This window comes from Providencia sneebia DSM 19967, assembly GCF_000314895.2.
In the GTDB taxonomy this organism is placed as follows: domain Bacteria; phylum Pseudomonadota; class Gammaproteobacteria; order Enterobacterales; family Enterobacteriaceae; genus Providencia; species Providencia sneebia.
The window spans coordinates 189,711-205,983 of record NZ_CM001773.1 but is presented as its reverse complement, the minus strand read 5'-3'; the positions used below and the strand labels follow the sequence as shown (position 1 = coordinate 205,983).

At 40.5% G+C, this 16,273-nt stretch carries 12 protein-coding genes, 2 tRNA genes and 1 rRNA gene; 12 read left to right on the top strand and 3 right to left on the bottom strand.

Features of this window, described 5'->3' with window-relative positions; genetic code table 11:
- Nucleotides 1–176 precede the first annotated feature (176 nt).
- The 3 genes from rrf to OO7_RS00945 all read left to right on the top strand — a co-directional run bounded on the left by rrf (nt 177) and on the right by OO7_RS00945 (nt 508).
- A 5S ribosomal RNA gene (gene rrf, locus OO7_RS00955) occupies nt 177–292 on the top strand.
- Between the two features lie 56 nt (nt 293–348).
- Nucleotides 349–425, top strand: a tRNA-Asp gene (locus OO7_RS00950).
- Nucleotides 426–432: 7 nt separating this feature from the next.
- Nucleotides 433–508: transfer RNA gene (locus tag OO7_RS00945), tRNA-Trp, on the top strand.
- Nucleotides 509–1,536: 1,028 nt separating this feature from the next.
- On the opposite strand, the gene hdfR is transcribed toward OO7_RS00945, so the two are convergent.
- The gene (gene hdfR / locus OO7_RS00940) at nt 1,537–2,382 is read right to left on the bottom strand and encodes an HTH-type transcriptional regulator HdfR (protein ID WP_043892617.1); all 846 of its coding nucleotides are present in this window, start codon (nt 2,380–2,382) and stop codon (nt 1,537–1,539) included.
- A gap of 112 nt (nt 2,383–2,494) precedes the next feature.
- On the opposite strand from hdfR, the gene OO7_RS00935 reads away from it, so the two are divergent.
- The gene (locus OO7_RS00935; RefSeq protein WP_008914085.1) at nt 2,495–2,833 is read left to right on the top strand and encodes a MaoP family protein; all 339 of its coding nucleotides are present in this window, start codon (nt 2,495–2,497) and stop codon (nt 2,831–2,833) included.
- Nucleotides 2,834–2,909: 76 nt separating this feature from the next.
- Here OO7_RS00935 and OO7_RS00930 read toward each other — a convergent pair whose 3' ends face one another.
- Nucleotides 2,910–4,436 (bottom strand): YifB family Mg chelatase-like AAA ATPase, encoded by a 1,527-nt coding sequence (locus tag OO7_RS00930; RefSeq protein WP_008914084.1) that lies wholly within the window; start codon nt 4,434–4,436, stop codon nt 2,910–2,912.
- A 472-nt stretch (nt 4,437–4,908) separates the two neighbouring features.
- On the opposite strand from OO7_RS00930, the gene ilvL reads away from it, so the two are divergent.
- The 6 genes from ilvL to ilvA all read left to right on the top strand — a co-directional run bounded on the left by ilvL (nt 4,909) and on the right by ilvA (nt 11,474).
- Entirely contained in the window at nt 4,909–5,010 is a 102-nt protein-coding gene (gene ilvL / locus OO7_RS16305) for an ilv operon leader peptide (RefSeq protein ID WP_071524169.1), read from the top strand.
- 120 nt (nt 5,011–5,130) lie between these two features.
- Nucleotides 5,131–6,777 carry an acetolactate synthase 2 catalytic subunit gene (gene ilvG / locus OO7_RS00925; protein ID WP_008914083.1) on the top strand — a complete coding sequence of 549 codons (1,647 nt, stop codon included), beginning with the start codon at nt 5,131–5,133 and terminating at the stop codon, nt 6,775–6,777.
- Complete coding sequence (gene ilvM, locus OO7_RS00920; protein WP_008914082.1) at nt 6,774–7,043, top strand: acetolactate synthase 2 small subunit; 270 nt, start codon at nt 6,774–6,776, stop codon at nt 7,041–7,043. Before ilvG ends, ilvM begins: the two co-directional genes overlap by 4 nt.
- A 13-nt stretch (nt 7,044–7,056) precedes the next feature.
- Nucleotides 7,057–7,986, top strand: a complete 930-nt coding sequence (locus OO7_RS00915) for a branched-chain amino acid transaminase (RefSeq protein WP_008914081.1) — start codon at nt 7,057–7,059, stop codon at nt 7,984–7,986.
- A gap of 63 nt (nt 7,987–8,049) precedes the next feature.
- Complete coding sequence (gene ilvD, locus OO7_RS00910; RefSeq protein ID WP_008914080.1) at nt 8,050–9,900, top strand: dihydroxy-acid dehydratase; 1,851 nt, start codon at nt 8,050–8,052, stop codon at nt 9,898–9,900.
- Between the two features lie 2 nt (nt 9,901–9,902).
- Entirely contained in the window at nt 9,903–11,474 is a 1,572-nt protein-coding gene (gene ilvA, locus OO7_RS00905; RefSeq protein ID WP_008914079.1) for a threonine ammonia-lyase, biosynthetic, read from the top strand.
- Here ilvA and ilvY read toward each other — a convergent pair.
- The gene (gene ilvY, locus OO7_RS00900) at nt 11,466–12,362 is read right to left on the bottom strand and encodes an HTH-type transcriptional activator IlvY (protein WP_008914078.1); all 897 of its coding nucleotides are present in this window, start codon (nt 12,360–12,362) and stop codon (nt 11,466–11,468) included. The genes ilvA and ilvY overlap by 9 nt on opposite strands.
- A gap of 177 nt (nt 12,363–12,539) precedes the next feature.
- Between ilvY and ilvC the strand changes: the two genes are divergently transcribed.
- Together ilvC and rep are read left to right on the top strand one after the other, a co-directional pair.
- A complete protein-coding gene (ilvC, locus tag OO7_RS00895; RefSeq protein WP_008914077.1) occupies nt 12,540–14,012 on the top strand; it encodes a ketol-acid reductoisomerase in 1,473 nt (490 codons plus the stop codon).
- Between the two features lie 235 nt (nt 14,013–14,247).
- Complete coding sequence (gene rep / locus OO7_RS00890) at nt 14,248–16,269, top strand: DNA helicase Rep (protein ID WP_008914076.1); 2,022 nt, start codon at nt 14,248–14,250, stop codon at nt 16,267–16,269.
- Nucleotides 16,270–16,273 lie beyond the last annotated feature (4 nt).

Below are 16,273 nucleotides of genomic sequence, written 5' to 3'. Positions count from 1 at the left end.
AACCAATACTAATGAACCGTGAGGCTTAACCTGACAACACCGAAGGTGTTTTAGAGAGATTATGTTGATTCAAKAAGCGTGAGAAGCCGAGAGGTGAAGAACACAGCAGCTTGTTCGAGATTRATGTTCTGGTTTAGTGCACGAGAGTGAGATTAAACGGGAACACACAGAATTTGTCTGGCGGCAATAGCGCGGTGGTCCCACCTGACCCCATGCCGAACTCAGCAGTGAAACGCCGTAGCGCCGATGGTAGTGTGGGGTCTCCCCATGTGAGAGTAGGGAACTGCCAGACATTAAATTAAAGGCTTATTGCAATGTGATAAGCAGCCGAAAGGCGAAGAATAGAGTGGAGCGGTAGTTCAGTTGGTTAGAATACCTGCCTGTCACGCAGGGGGTCGCGGGTTCGAGTCCCGTCCGTTCCGCCACTTAATTAGGGGCGTAGTTCAATTGGTAGAGCACCGGTCTCCAAAACCGGGTGTTGGGAGTTCGAGTCTCTCCGCCCCTGCCAGTTACCAATTAAGTAAAAATAAAAGAAGTATCTTATTGATAACCCGGTTATWTTAATCRGGTYTTTCWTYTTGTATTARTTGATWGTTGTTCWAGTYWTCAATYATTCWRGTCATCAAGTCATCAAGTCATCAAGTCATCAAGTCATCAAGTCATCAAGTCATCAAGTCATYAAGTCATCWWGTYATCAAKTCATCWARWCATCAAGTMATYAAGTCATCAAGTSATCAAGTCATCAAGTCATCAAGTCATCWARTCATCAAKTCATCAAGTCATCAAGTYATCAAGAACAACATTGCCTTAAAATGCAAGACGAAGTGGTCTTATAAAGTATATGTAAATATAGAATAATGCTTTAAGCTACCAGAGATAGTGAAGAGAAAATTTAGCACGCTTTATCTAATCGCCAAGTCCAGTTATTTGGCCAAAAGAGCTTAAAGATCTTATCATTAGTGCTTATTGGAAGGTTTTAGAATATATAAGATCTCTATTTATTTGATTATATGGGATTTAATCCTTAAAATCTCATATGGTTTTTAGTGAAGTATTATTAATTTACATAATTCTAATACAACACTTTATATATATTATTGATGAAATGTATCAAGTAATATCACTTTTTTACTTAATATAGTTATATTATTTATTTGTTATGATTAAGACGGGTTTATTATTTTGTTAATGATTTTTTAGTAGTTGAATGGATTAATTTATATTTATAAAACAAATGGTTACAGGTGTGTGATGAAATTATATTATAGATAAATTGCGATAATAATTTATTTATATAATATCTAAACTAGATATGATTAATTTTATTTTTATTTAATAAGTTTTAGTATTATTTAATTTTAATAAAAGATTATCATCACTAAGTAAGTGTATGAGTTCCAAATTTTTTGAAAAATACACAATAATTATTGTTATTGGCTATCTCTGTAATAATGTATTGAGATAGCCATTCTATCGTGATTATCTTTATTGGAATATTTTTAACCATTCAAATTAGTAGGTTAAAAATAAAAATCATCAAGATGAAGTTACTAAAGGCGCATTTTGAACTGGTGTTTTGATTAATTGGCTAATAAGTACTTGTTGGTCATTTTTTTGTAGCCAGATTGCATAGAGTGGTTTTTTTATTGATGCTTCTGAGAGTATTTTTAGTCCAGTGTAACATTCATTCCAATGTGATGGTAAAAACGCAGCAGAAAGCGATACAGGAAGTAATTGACGGGCAATATGCGCCGATGTCGTTATCATGACGGGTGAATCATCTAAAGTTAAAGCGGGTTCATTTGTTGGCTGAAAATCAGCTCCCCATTCAAGCTTGATATAATTGTATTTAGTCAGCGCTACATTTTTTTGTGACGCCATTAATCGTAATTCAATTGTACCAATCACGGTGCTTTCAAATTCATCCATTTTTGGCGGCTCTGTTGCGATTAACAGATCTAATTCTCGGGAATGAAGTTGTTTAACAAGAGATTGGCGCGTTGATATCCTCGCTTCTAAGCGCAGCTCATCATGTTGTTCATAGAGCGTTTGCATCCAATCTGTCAAATATCCTTCCCAGAGCGAAGCTGTAGCGCCAATTGATAGTTCAGTATGTTGTGAAGCATGTGAAATTTCTTTTTTAGCTTGTAGCCAAGTATTCATCAATGATTCAGCATAGGGAACCAATCGCTCTCCGGCTGCTGTTAGCCTGATATTATTACGGTGTCGAGTAAATAGATTTGTACCTAGTTGTGTTTCTAATTGCCTGATCCGAAAGCTCACAGCAGATTGTGTCAAATAGAGCGATTCCGCGGCTCGGCCAAAGTGTCTGGTTCTACTGACCTCCAAAAAAGTTTTCAATAACTCGGTATCCACATACATCTCCAATATTTTTTGTCGTGATGATTTAAATGTTTTGTTTTACAGATTGTCAATGCTGTCTAATACTCCGCGCCATAACGAGTTGATAGCAATAAGTTTAGGAGTGTGTCAGATGGCTGAAAGCTTCATCACGACTAATCGTTTTTTTGATAATAAACATTACCCACGTGGCTTTTCTCGTCATGGTGATTTCACCATCAAGGAAGCTCAATTGCTCGAACGTCATGGTCAAGCATTTAACGAACTTGATTCTGGCAAACGTACACCGCAAACAGATATCGAAGAACTGTTTGTTGCTGTTTGTCGTGGCGAGAGAGAACCTGTAACTCCTGAAGAAAAAGTATGGGTTAAATATTCTAATCGTATAAACCGTCCGAAACGCTTTCATACTTTATCTGGCGGTAAACCACAGATTGATCCGTCAGAAGACTATACAGATACAGATGATTAATATCATCAATATATTTAATAAGGGGCTTTAGCTCCTTATTTTTTATCTACAGTTTACTGTTTTACCTTTTCGTAATTTAGCTTACTTGTTTTTGCAAATGAAGCAATAGCTTATCCATTGCTCGGTATCCCAATGCCTCCAATAAATGTCTTTTTTCAATATTAATCGATTCATTAAGATCTGCGATTGTTCTTGCCACTCTCAATATGCGATGCCAAGCACGAATAGATAACCCAAGTTTATTAAGAGCATGTTCTAAAAAAAGAGCATCTTTTGTGCTGAGTTGGCATAATCTTGTGGTTTCTTTTGGCGATAATTGGCAATTTAGTTTACCTATTCTATCTATTTGCTTTTCTCTTGCTAGCACGACGCGGGCGCGTATTTGTTCACTTGTTTCACTTTGGTGCTGTTGGTGACTTAATGTGCCGAATGGAAGAAGTGGTATTTCAATCGATAAATCAAATCTATCAAGAAAGGGCCCTGAAATTCGAGCAAGGTAACGAAGAATTTTAGTGGGTGAACAGCGGCTATTTTCCCCTTGATAGTGACCTGTTGGGCTTGGGTTTAATGCCGCAATAAGCTGAAAATTTGCCGGAAAACAGACCTTAGCTTTTGCCCTAGAAATAATGATCTGTTTTGATTCTAATGGTTCTCTTAATGCATCTAGTACAGAGCGACTAAATTCTGGCAGCTCATCAAGAAATAGAATGCCATTATGTGAAAGCGATATCTCCCCAGGTTTTGGTAAACTGCCGCCGCCAACTAGTGCTGCCATTGATGCACAATGATGTGGTGCTCTAAACGGCCTAGATGGCCAGTAATATTCTTGAGGGTTGTTATTGCATAAACTATGTAGTGAAGCAACCTCGAGAGCCTCTTGGGAAGTGAGTGAGGGCAACAAAGTGATAAGCCGACTAGCAAGCATTGTTTTACCTGTTCCTGGCGGCCCTAATAACAGTAAGTTATGTCCTCCACTTGCACAAATTTCAAGTGCTCTTTTACCTTGTTCTTGACCAATAATATCACTGATATTTCCTTCAATATTTGGTGGTTCTGGGATTTCAGTCGGATGTAGATTAGATAAAAGCGTTATTTTTTCATGTAGAAAATGGCTAATTTCTAATAAAGATTGACTAAATTTAACGCTATCATCAGGTAATAGATTCAATTCATGTTGATTTTGGGCAGAAAGAATAAGCTGTCTTGTTTCTTTCAATGCTGCTTGAGCTGCGGGTATTGCGCCAGTAACATGACGTATTTCACCTGATAGCGCGAGTTCACCAAGAAATTCAAATTGACCCAATAATTTGTTTGGAATTTGTCCTGAAGCCGCAAGGATGGCAATCGCAATAGCGAGATCATAGCGGCCTCCTTCCTTTGGCAGGTCTGCTGGTGCTAAGTTAATCGTCATTTTTTTTGTAGGGTAGTCAAAACCACTATTGAGTAAAGCGCTACGAACTCTGTCTCTTGATTCTTTAACTGCTGTTTCGGGTAATCCGACGAGTGTTAAACTTGGCAGTCCTTTGCTGATATGAGCCTCGACACTGACAAGTGGAGCACTAATTCCGATAGATGCTCTTGTGAATACGATAGCTAATGCCATAATCTTCCTCATTAAAATAAACAGAGTAATATTCTGTTGATAAGATGATGACTTCAACCTTGTGATTTAAATGTGTGACGGGGTTTGAAGATAATATTTATAGAGATAATTCGATGACATTTTTTTGCGAAAGTGCTCGCAAAATACATTAAAATCAATAAATTATTTTAATGGGAATAATTTTTAGTATTACGATTAATATTAAAAATTATTTATTTATAAGTTGAGGATTTTCTTAACTGAGATGATTTTTTATATTGGAATATTGAGCCAATAATTATTTATTTATTAAAGATATTTACTATTTTTATCTTAATAAACCAGTTATTTACTCTAATATCTTTGTAATGATATGATTCTTAATGAAATTCATTTAAGTTCATAAAAAAATATAAAATAAAAGTTGTCAAAATTAAATTAAAATGGTACCTCTTTAATAACGATAACGAATAAAGTTGAAAAGACAAAACACATGAACGCATTCCTCCGAGTGATTAGCCTAATTATTATTAGCGTGGTGGTGATTATTATCCCACCGTGTGGGGCTGCACTTGGACGACGAAGGCTAAAATAGTAGCCAGATCTCACGAGAACCCCGCACCGAAAGGCGCGGGGTTTTTTTTGGCACTCAATTTCTCAACATCACAAAACACAATAAATAAAAATAAATCAGACGGGAAGATAGGAGCGAGTTATGAATGGGGCACAGTGGTTAGTACAAGCATTACGAACGCAAGGTGTAGATACCGTTTTTGGCTATCCTGGCGGTGCGATTATGCCAGTTTATGATGCATTGTATGATGGTGGTGTTGAACATTTGCTTTGCCGCCATGAGCAAGGTGCTGTTATCGCGGCAATCGGCTATGCTCGCTCAACATTGAAGACAGGGGTTTGTATTGCAACATCTGGGCCTGGCGCAACAAATTTAATTACAGGCTTAGCGGATGCATTATTGGATTCAGTTCCTGTTGTTGCTATCACCGGCCAAGTAAGTTCTGATTTTATTGGTACGGATGCTTTTCAAGAAATTGATGTATTAGGGCTGTCTCTTGCCTGCACCAAACATAGTTTTTTAGTTGAATCTATTGACGATTTACCTCGCATTGTTGCTGAAGCTTTCGCAATCGCAAATAGCGGTCGACCAGGACCTGTACTGATTGATATTCCGAAAGATATTCAGCTACAACAAGCGGAACTATCACCATTTCTCATGCCTGTAGAACAAGATTTACCTATACAGTTTGATGAAATTAATCAAGCTCGGGCACTCTTGGCGCAATCAGAAAAACCGATGTTATATATTGGTGGCGGTGTCGGAATGTCTGGAGCCGTATCGCAGTTAAGAGAGTTTATTGCTTACACAGGCATTCCTTCTGTTGTGACATTAAAAGGGTTAGGTGCGGTTTCTCCTTCTGAGAGTGGTTATCTTGGGATGCTGGGCATGCACGGCACAAAAGCCGCTAACTTTGCAGTGCAACGCTGCGATTTATTATTGGCAGTCGGTGCGCGATTTGATGACAGAGTTACGGGTAAATTGAATACTTTTGCACCAAATGCAAAGGTCATTCATATCGATATTGACCATGTAGAACTGGATAAATTACGACAAACACATGTAGCTTTATGGGGCGATGCAAAAGCATTATTACCTGAATTGATGATGAAAAAATCAATCACACCATGGCTGCAAGAAGTTCAGAATTTAAAAAATGAATTTGGCTGGCGATATGATCATCCAGGTGAGGCAATTTATGCACCACTGCTGTTGAAACAACTCTCAGATCGCATGAATACCAATACAGTTATTACAACGGATGTTGGGCAACATCAAATGTGGTCAGCACAACATTTAGGGATCAAAGCACCCGAAAATTTTATTACTTCAAGTGGTTTAGGCACCATGGGTTTTGGTATTCCTGCTGCAATTGGTGCTCAAGTTGCTCGCCCTAATGATACGGTTATTTGTGTTTCGGGTGACGGTTCTTTCATGATGAATGTACAAGAACTCGGCACTATCAAACGTAAAAAATTACCCGTTAAAATTTTGTTATTAGATAACCAACGGTTAGGTATGGTTCGCCAATGGCAAGAGCTATTTTTTGAGCAACGCTATAGTGAAACAATCTTGACTGATAATCCTGACTTTGTCGCATTGGCGAGCGCTTTTGATATTCCAGGGCGCAGGATCACAACAAAGTCAGAAGTCGATGCGGCGCTGGATGAATTCTTCAATAGTGAAGGTGCTTATTTATTACAGGTCTCAATAAATGAATTAGAAAATGTCTGGCCATTGGTTCCACCAGGGGCTAGTAATGAAAAAATGATGGAGAAACCGTTATGATGCAACATCAACTCGCAATATTGGCTCGTTTCCGTCCAGAGGTTTTAGAGCGTATATTACGCGTCACTCGCCATCGTGGATTCCAAATCAGCTCAATGACTATGGATCATATGCCAGATGGTGATAATGTTAATATTGAAATGACTGTAAACAGCCAGCGCCCGTTAACTCAGCTTTATGCGCAGTTAACAAAATTATCGGATGTTTCAGAAGTTGAAATACGAGAACAAGAATCACGACTATTACGCACTCAGAGTGCAATGTAAGGAAATAGATAAAATGACTAAGAAAGCTGACTTTATTTGGTTTAACGGTGAAATGACGCCATGGGCAGATGCAAAAGTTCACGTAATGTCGCACGCGCTGCATTATGGAACTTCTGTATTTGAAGGCGTCCGTTGTTATGATTCTCACAAAGGCCCTGTTGTATTTCGCCACCGTGAGCATATGCAACGCCTGCGTGATTCCGCAAAAATTTACCGCATGCCTGTCAGCTATAGCGTTGATGAACTGATGGAAGCTTGCCGTGAAACGCTACGTAAAAATAACTTAGTTAGTGCTTACATTCGTCCACTGGTCTTTATCGGTGATGTTGGCATGGGGGTGAATCCACCGGATGGTTATACTACTGATGTCATCATGGCAGCATTCCCTTGGGGTGCTTATTTGGGTGAGGAAGCTTTAGACCAAGGTATTGATGCCATGGTGTCATCTTGGAATCGTGTTGCAGCAAATACAATTCCAACAGGTGCAAAAGCGGGCGGCAATTATCTCTCTTCTTTACTTGTGGGGAGTGAAGCGCGCCGCCATGGTTACCAAGAAGGGATTGCTTTGGATGTTCATGGTTATTTATCTGAAGGTGCGGGTGAGAATATCTTTGAAGTTAAAGACGGCATTTTGTTCACGCCACCATTTACCTCTTCTGCGCTTCCAGGGATCACTCGTGATGCTATTTTAACTTTAGCAAAAGATCTTGGTCTTGAAGTACGTGAGCAAACACTATCACGCGAATCCCTCTATCTTGCAGATGAAGTCTTTATGACAGGAACTGCGGCAGAAATTACACCAGTGCGTAGCGTTGATGGTATTCAAATTGGTATCGGCCGCTGTGGCCCTGTGACGAAAAAAATCCAGCAAGCATTCTTTGGTCTGTTTGATGGAACGACAGAAGATAAATGGGGCTGGTTAGATCCAGTTAACCCTCAATAACGAATAATAAACACATTTACAGGCGGTCGTTCCCCGCCTGTTTTAAAACACGGGAGTAAAGATATGCCTAAGTACCGTTCAGCAACGACAACTCATGGTCGTAATATGGCAGGAGCCCGCGCATTGTGGCGTGCAACAGGAGTGACAGATGCTGATTTTGGCAAGCCAATTATTGCAGTTGTGAACTCATTTACTCAATTTGTACCGGGGCATGTTCATTTGCGTGATCTTGGTAAACTGGTTGCAGAGCAAATTGAAGCTTCCGGTGGCATAGCAAAAGAGTTCAATACCATTGCGGTTGATGATGGTATTGCAATGGGGCATGGTGGAATGCTCTACTCATTGCCATCAAGAGAGCTGATTGCTGATTCTGTCGAGTATATGGTTAATGCTCACTGTGCGGATGCAATGGTGTGTATTTCTAACTGCGATAAGATCACTCCAGGCATGTTAATGGCATCACTGCGCCTCAATATTCCCGTGATTTTTGTTTCTGGTGGCCCGATGGAAGCGGGAAAAACCAAACTTTCTGATCAAATAATCAAATTAGACTTGGTTGATGCCATGATCCAAGGTGCTAATCCTAATGTGAGTGATGCCGATAGTGAGCAAATCGAACGTTCAGCTTGCCCAACGTGTGGCTCTTGTTCGGGTATGTTTACCGCTAACTCAATGAACTGTTTAACGGAAGCGCTTGGATTATCTCAACCGGGGAATGGTTCTTTATTGGCAACGCATGCTGATCGCAAAAATTTATTTCTTAATGCTGGAAAGCGCATTGTTGAATTAACAAAACGTTACTACGAGCAAGATGATGAAAGCGCATTGCCACGCAATATTGCCAATAAAGCAGCATTTGAAAATGCAATGATATTAGATATTGCTATGGGTGGATCGACCAATACTGTTTTGCATTTGCTAGCGGCAGCGCAAGAAGCTGAAGTTGATTTCACAATGGAAGATATTGACCGCCTGTCTCGTCAAGTTCCCCATTTATGCAAAGTTGCACCGAGTACACAAAAATATCATATGGAAGATGTCCACCGTGCTGGTGGTGTAATTGGTATTTTAGGTGAGCTGAGCCGTGCAGGGTTACTGCGAGAAAATGTCACCAATATTTTAGGACTCACCTTTCAACAGACTCTTGAGCAGTATGATGTCATGCTGACAAAAGATGAGAAGGTTAAATCAATGTTTTCTGCGGGACCTGCGGGAATTCGTACTACTCAAGCTTTCTCACAAAATTGTCGTTGGCCATCGCTTGATACTGACAGAGAAAATGGCTGTATCCGGAATATTGAGCATGCTTATAGTTTAGATGGTGGTTTAGCTGTCTTGGCAGGGAATATTGCAGAAGATGGTTGTATTGTAAAAACAGCGGGTGTTGATGAAGGAAGTCTCGTTTTCCGTGGTCCTGCTAAAGTTTTTGAAAGCCAAGATGATGCAGTTGAAGCCATTCTTGGTGGGAAAGTTGTTGAAGGTGATGTTGTTGTTATTCGCTACGAGGGACCAAAAGGTGGCCCAGGTATGCAAGAAATGTTATATCCGACCTCATACCTAAAATCGATGGGTTTAGGTAAGAGTTGCGCGCTGATTACAGATGGTCGTTTTTCTGGAGGAAGTTCAGGGCTGTCGATTGGTCATATTTCGCCAGAAGCAGCAAGTGGTGGCTTAATAGCCTTAGTTCATGATGGAGATATCATTGATATTGATATTCCTAAGCGAACGATAAAGCTAGATGTTGATGACAATGAACTGAATCAGCGCCGTGATGCAGAACTTGCTCGTGGTGAAAAAGCATACACTCCACGTAATCGCCAGCGTGAAGTCTCATTTGCTCTCCGTGCTTATGCTTCTCTTGCGACAAGCGCAGATAAAGGTGCTGTGCGTGATAAATCTAAGCTTGGAGGTTGATTGTGGCTGCTGCAAAACCTCTACCTTCGGCACCTTCAGGGTCTGATTATTTAAAAGCGGCTTTGAGTGCGCCCGTTTATGAAGTCGCTCAAGTAACACCGTTACMAAAAATGGATAAACTTTCAGCAAGAGTAGGCAACACGATTTTAGTAAAACGTGAAGATAGACAGCCTGTTCATAGCTTTAAGTTACGTGGCGCTTACGCAATGATTGTCGGCTTAACGGCGGAACAAAAAGCAAAAGGTGTTGTAACCGCTTCAGCAGGAAATCATGCGCAAGGTGTTGCTTTATCGGCAAATCGAGTGGGTATTAAAGCCAAAATAGTGATGCCTGTTGCAACCGCAGATATCAAAGTTGATGCGGTTCGTAACTTTGGTGGTGAAGCTATTTTGTATGGTGCTAATTTTGATGAAGCCAAAGCAAAAGCGATTGAAATGGCAGAAAAAGAAGGTTACACCTTTGTGCCACCATTTGATCATCCTTCGGTTATTGCGGGGCAAGCAACAATTGCACTCGAATTATTACAGCAAGATGCTCATCTAGATCGAATATTTATTCCAGTTGGCGGCGGCGGTTTGATTGCGGGTGTTGCAGTTTTAATCAAACAGTTGATGCCTGAAATTAAAATTATTGGTGTTGAAGCGGAAGACGCAGCTTGCTTAAAGGCGGCATTAGATGCGGGACACCCAGTAGATTTACCGCGTGTTGGGTTATTTGCTGAAGGTGTGGCTGTTAAACGCATTGGAGATGAAACTTTCCGTCTTTGCCAGCAATATGTAGATGATGTGATCACCGTTGATAGTGATGCGATTTGTGCCGCACTAAAAGATATCTTTGAAGATGTGCGTGCTATTGCTGAGCCATCAGGGGCTTTAGCTCTTGCAGGGCTAAAAAAATATGTTCAGCAACATAATATTAAAGGTGAACGCTTAGCGCATATTTTATCTGGCGCAAACATGAATTTTCATGGATTGCGCTATGTGTCTGAGCGATGTGAAATTGGTGAAAAACGTGAAGCACTTCTTGCTGTCACAATCCCTGAACAAAAAGGCAGTTTCTTACGTTTTTGTCAGCTATTAGGACACCGTGCTATTACCGAATTTAATTATCGCTATACAGATGCAGATCCTGAACGCGCGTGTATTTTTGTCGGGGTAAGGTTAAGTGGTGAAGCTGAGCGACTTGAGATCATTCAAGATCTGCAACAAAACGGCTATGAGGTCGCTGATCTTTCTGATGATGAGATGGCAAAATTGCACGTCCGTTATATGATTGGTGGACGCCCATCGAAGCCATTGGATGAACGCCTTTACAGCTTTGAATTTCCTGAATCACCGGGTGCATTGTTACGGTTCTTAGAAACATTAGGAACACATTGGAATATCACGCTATTTCATTATCGTAGCCATGGTACTGATTATGGGCGCGTACTGGCGGCTTTTGAGCTATCAGGTCCAGAAGTGCGGTTTGATAGACATCTTGATGCGCTAGGTTATGAATATCATGATGAAACAGGGAATCCATCATTTCGTTTTTTCCTAGCGCCACAAAATAGCCAACAGACATTAGATTGAGTTTTCTGGTAATAATTGCCAAAACGCTTTAATCAATGGTTCATTTAGGCGTTTGCTTAGTAGGCAAACGCCTAGCTCAAAGGGTTCAACTAACGAAATATTGTCTAATTGTAAGATACGGCTACGTACAGGTTCGGGGCTGTTATCAACAACTACGCTTGGAATAAGTGCAATTCCGCAGCCAAGCGCCACCATTGAGACAATAGCTTCATGCCCTGAAACGGTGGCATAAATAACTGGGTTATTAATGTGATGTCGGCGAAACCATAATTCTATGCGTTTTCTTGATGGGCCGTGTTCAGGCAGGATAAAAGGGATAGTTGCCCAGTCTGGTTGTTCATCAGTTGCCATTGAGCGCACAGCACAAGGTAAAGCTGGGGCGATTAAGGCTAAGGGAATTTCACCAATTTTGGTGAATTGGACATTATCAGGCAGTCGCTCGGGTTTTCCTGCAATGCCAAGATCAGCTTCTTGTGTTTCAATTTTATCGACAGCATCTGCGGCATCACCGGTGGTTAATTTAATTTCAACGAGTGGATGTAGCGCTCGGAACTTATCTAAAATTTGTGGTAAATGACTATAGGCTGCGGTTACTGAGCAAAAAAGTCGTAATTCTCCCGAGAGTGATGGGCTTTGTTGATTTAGCACATGCTGGAGCTGTTGATATTGTAAAAGGGTTTGCTGGGCAAATTGTTTAACATGTTCACCTGCTTGAGTGAGTTTTACAGAGCGGTTATCCCGAATAAATAAGGGATGGCCGAGTTGTTCTTCAAGGCGTTGTATTTGTCTTGATAAAGTGGAAGGGCTGACATACATGGCCTTTGAGGTTCGGCCAAAGTGGCAACTTTCGGCTAAATGTAAGAACAATTTTAAATCACGAATATCCATTTGAAATCTCAGTGGCAAGAAAAAAACAATATTGCATTATTTGCAACATTGTATTGTTAATATATCAATTTAAGCAATGCAAATCATCGCATATAGTAAAACCATAAACGCTAATAATAGCGACAGGCCAATACAGGACCTGAAATAACGAACACAACAGAACAATGGGGTAAGACAATGGCGAATTATTTTAATACATTGAATCTGCGTCAGCAGTTGGATCAATTAGGCAAGTGCCGTTTCATGAATCGCGAAGAATTTGCGGATGAAGCTGGATACCTGAAAGGTAAAAAAATCGTCATCGTCGGTTGTGGTGCACAAGGTCTAAACCAAGGTCTGAACATGCGTGATTCAGGTTTAGATATTGCTTATGCGTTACGCCCAGAAGCTATTGAACAAAAACGTGCATCATGGCGCAAAGCAACTGAAAATGGTTTCAAAGTTGGCACTTATGAAGAGCTGATCCCAGAAGCAGATTTAGTGATTAACTTAACGCCGGACAAACAGCATTCAGCCGTTGTTCGCGCTGTTCAGCCACTGATGAAACAAGGTGCAGCACTGGGTTATTCTCATGGTTTTAACATTGTCGAAGTTGGTGAAGAAATCCGTAAAGATATTACAGTTGTGATGGTTGCGCCAAAATGCCCAGGAACGGAAGTTCGCGAAGAATACAAACGTGGCTTTGGTGTTCCAACCTTAATTGCTGTTCACCCTGAAAATGATCCAAAAGGCGAAGGTATGGCCATTGCGAAAGCATGGGCAGCAGCGACTGGCGGTCATCGCGCAGGTGTTCTTGAGTCTTCATTTGTTGCAGAAGTTAAGTCTGACTTAATGGGTGAACAAACTATCCTTTGTGGTATGTTGCAAGCTGGCGCACTGCTTTGCTATGACAAAATGGTTGCCGACGGTGTTGAACCTGGATATGCAGGAAAATTAATTCAGTTTGGATGGGAAACTATCACAGAAGCGCTGAAACAAGGCGGTATCACGTTGATGATGGATCGCTTGTCTAACCCAGCGAAACTGCGTGCTTATGCATTATCTGAAGAACTGAAGACAATTATGGCTCCTCTGTTCCAAAAACATATGGATGACATTATTTCTGGTGAGTTTTCAGCAACCATGATGGCTGACTGGGCAAATAATGATAAAAATCTGCTGACTTGGCGTGAAGAAACGGGTAAAACGCCATTTGAGAATTATCCTGAATATGCGGATAAAATCGCAGAGCAAGAATATTTTGATCATGGCGTATTGCTAGTCGCTATGGTTAAAGCGGGTGTTGAATTGGCATTTGAAACCATGTTGGAAGCTGGTATTCTGGAAGAATCTGCCTATTATGAGTCACTGCATGAATTGCCATTGATTGCTAATACCATTGCGCGTAAACGTCTGTATGAAATGAACGTTGTTATTTCAGATACAGCAGAATACGGTAACTATCTGTTCTCATTTGCGGTTGTACCTATGCTGAAAGATTTCATGAGCAAAATCCAAGCGGGCGATTTGGCAAAACCAGTAGCTGACAATGGTACAGATAATGCACAGTTGCGTGATGTCAATGAAGCGATTCGTAACCATCCAATTGAAGTCATTGGTAAAACTTTACGCGGATATATGACTGATATGAAACGCATTCAAGTAGGATAATCAAGCCTACAAAATCAGTTGAATAAAATAAACCGTACTCTTCTTTGGGGAGTGCGGTTTTTTATTATATCTAGCTTTGTGAATGCGTGCTGGGAACTCATTAATTACAGATTATGTTAAGCTTAAGCAAATTTTAAATCATGACTGACAGCTGACTTCTTTTTATGCACAGCCTGCTTTCTGCTACAATCCTCATCAATATGTCTTTTTGCAAATCACCTTATTTAGAGAAACCATGCGATTAAATCCAAGCCAGCAACAAGCTGTTGAATTTGTGGAAGGTCCTTGCCTTGTCTTAGCGGGGGCAGGCTCAGGTAAAACGCGCGTTATTACCAATAAAATTGCTTATTTGATTCGTCAATGTGGTTATCAGCCAAGGCAAATTGCTGCGGTAACATTTACCAATAAAGCCGCAAGAGAGATGAAAGAGCGTGTTGCGCATACTTTAGGCCGAAAAGAAGCTCGGGGTCTTATCATTTCCACCTTCCATACATTGGGATTGGAAATTATTAAGCGTGAATATAAAGCGTTAGGGATCAAAGCGAATTTCTCTTTGTTTGATGATCAAGACCAAATGGCATTATTAAAAGAGCTGACATTTGATCTACTTGAAGAAGATAAAGATCTCTTACAGCAGTTGATCACGGCGATCTCCAATTGGAAAAATGATCTGTTATCACCTGAACAGGTGATTGGGCAAGCCAGAGGCGAAAAAGAACATCATTTTGCTGAATGTTATCGTCGGTATGAATTACATTTAAAAAGCTGTAATGTCCTTGATTTTGATGATCTTATTAGTAAACCAACCCAACTTTTATATCACAATGAAGAAGTGAGAGAACGTTGGCAGAACAAGATCCGCTATTTGCTGGTGGATGAATATCAAGATACCAATACTAGCCAATACCAATTGGTTAAATTACTCGTTGGCCGACGTGCTCGTTTTACGGTTGTTGGGGATGATGACCAATCAATTTATTCTTGGCGTGGTGCTCGCCCACAAAATTTAGTATTACTTAGCCAAGATTTTCCTCATCTTCAAGTCATCAAATTAGAGCAAAATTACCGCTCATCAGAGCGCATATTGAAAGCTGCTAATATCTTGATTGAAAATAATCCTCATGTATTTGAGAAAAAGTTATTTTCGGAATTGGGACAAGGTGCGCCGTTGAAAGTTTTAACGGCAAATAATGAAGATCACGAAGCGGAAAAAGTGATTGGTGAGTTAATTGCTCACCATTTTATCAATAAAACACAATATAAAGATTACGCCATTTTATATCGCGGCAATCATCAATCACGCATTTTTGAAAAAATGTTGATCCAAAACCGTATTCCTTATCGTATTTCAGGGGGGACTTCCTTTTTCTCCAGACCTGAAATCAAGGACTTATTGGCTTATTTACGAGTGATCACCAATCCTGAAGATGATAGTGCATTTTTGCGAATAGTGAATACGCCGCGCAGAGAAATCGGTCCTAAAACAATTCAGAAACTAGGTGATTGGGCAAATCAACGGGGGAAAAGCCTTTATCAGGCGAGCTTTGATTTTGGCTTAGAGCAAACTTTAACAGGTAAAGGGCTAGCTGCACTTCAGCATTTTACTCATTGGATAGACAAAATTGTGCAGCAATCTGAGCGCGAACCTTTATTGGCTGTGCGTGATCTATTACGTGAAATGGATTATGAAAGCTGGCTTTATGAAACATCTGCAAGTGCTAAAGCGGCTGAAATGCGCATGAAAAATGTCAATCAACTGTTTTCTTGGATGAGTGAAATGGTTGAAGGAGATGACTTGAATGAACCTATGTCACTTAGCCAAGTGGTCACCCGTTTTACATTGCGAGACATGATGGAGCGCGGAGAAGATGATGAAGATTCAGACCAAGTACAATTAATGACGCTACATGCTTCCAAAGGGTTAGAGTTTCCGTATGTTTTTCTCGTCGGAATGGAAGAAGGATTGTTGCCTCACCAGAGCAGTATTGATGAAGATAATATAGAAGAAGAGCGCCGATTAGCTTATGTGGGCATTACTCGAGCGCAGCGAGAGCTCTTTTTTTCCCATTGCCGTGAACGCCGCCAATATGGGGAATTGATCCGGCCTGAATTAAGCCGTTTTTTGATGGAATTACCTCAAGATGACTTGGTGTGGGAACAACAGCGTAAAGTGGTTAGCGCAGAAGAGCGCATGCAAAAAGGGCAGTCTGCATTGGCGGATATTAAAGCGCGTTTAGGATTAAATAAAAAAAGCTAGTGGT